A 1081-nucleotide genomic window follows, 5' to 3' on the forward strand; every position below is an offset into this window, starting at 1 on the left:
GGCGTATTCGGTGCGGTTGGCCTTCGCAGTGAAGCGGATCAATTGCGGCGAGCTGTTGCCTGGCACCTGGGTCGGGGCCGCACCGGCGTACATGTCGTCCAGCGTGATCTGGTCGGTTTCGTCGAGATTGACCCAGGCCGTCGATGTCGATGTGGCGCCGCAGGCAGGAACGACGTTGTCGTAATTGTACGCAGGCAACGCGTCATAGCCGAAGGACGTGTTGGGATTGTTGACATAGCCCGGAGGCACGCCCTTGCCAGGGAAGATTTCCACCTTGCTGCGAAAGGTTTCCCATACGAGGGGGCCATCGCAGCTCGGGTCGCCGAACAGGCACTTCGTATTGGGTGTATCGCGCTGCCCGTTGAAGCCGGACTGATTTACCGCTGGCCAGTTGAGGGCGATGAATTCCTGCCAGGCGAACGCAGCCGCTTGAGAGAGGACGGCCTTCTGCGCGCCGCCGCCGGAGGCGTTCAGTTCCTTCGGAACGTTGCTGTCGATCGTGATCGGAGCCGCGGCAGCCGCGGTACCGGGCGATGAATCGCTCGCGGGCGACGCATGCAGGTTTTCGGATGGCCAAACGACGGACATAGCGAGGCTTAGCGACATGGCTGTCGCCAGGACGATACGGATATTCATGTCTTTTTCCCTGTCTTCGGTCGCGCATCACATGGGATGGCGTGCATCACACAAAGTGCTTGCGTGGCGTAGCAGTAACATGCGTGTGGAACGCAAACAAGCGAGCGTGAAGAAGTCGTCGCTTTTTGCTTATAAGTCTTTTGCGGGGTCGGCGGATGTGTAGGAAATGCCCTACACAGTCGCAAGTTTGCGTGCTGCTACTCCACGACAGTGGGCTCGGCCTGCGAATACGCAACCTTCCCCTGCCGAAGCGATTCAACCAGAGCGGTCACTTCGCGAATGACTAGCTCCGGTCGATCCACATGGATGTAGTGGTCGCTGCCCCTGGCGATGACGCGACGGCTGATGGGTGAAAGTGCCTTGCTCTCTTCCTGCATTTGGTTCCAGACGACGGAGTTCGCCTTGGCGACCTCCGGTGGCCAGTTCGGCGGCATCGATGCCGGTG

Annotated in this window: 1 protein-coding gene and 1 pseudogene; both read right to left on the reverse strand. The window is 60.0% G+C overall.

All coding sequences use genetic code 11. The annotated features are described in order from the left end of the window. A pseudogene (locus AC1DT2_RS24235) lies at positions 1-636 on the reverse strand (hypothetical protein); the annotation flags it as partial. Positions 637-833: 197 nt separating this feature from the next. After that, on the reverse strand, positions 834-1081 hold a 248-nt coding region (locus tag AC1DT2_RS24240), incomplete at its 5' end, for a hypothetical protein (RefSeq protein WP_477299284.1).

Source organism: Luteibacter sp. P4_E6 (genome assembly GCF_056401535.1).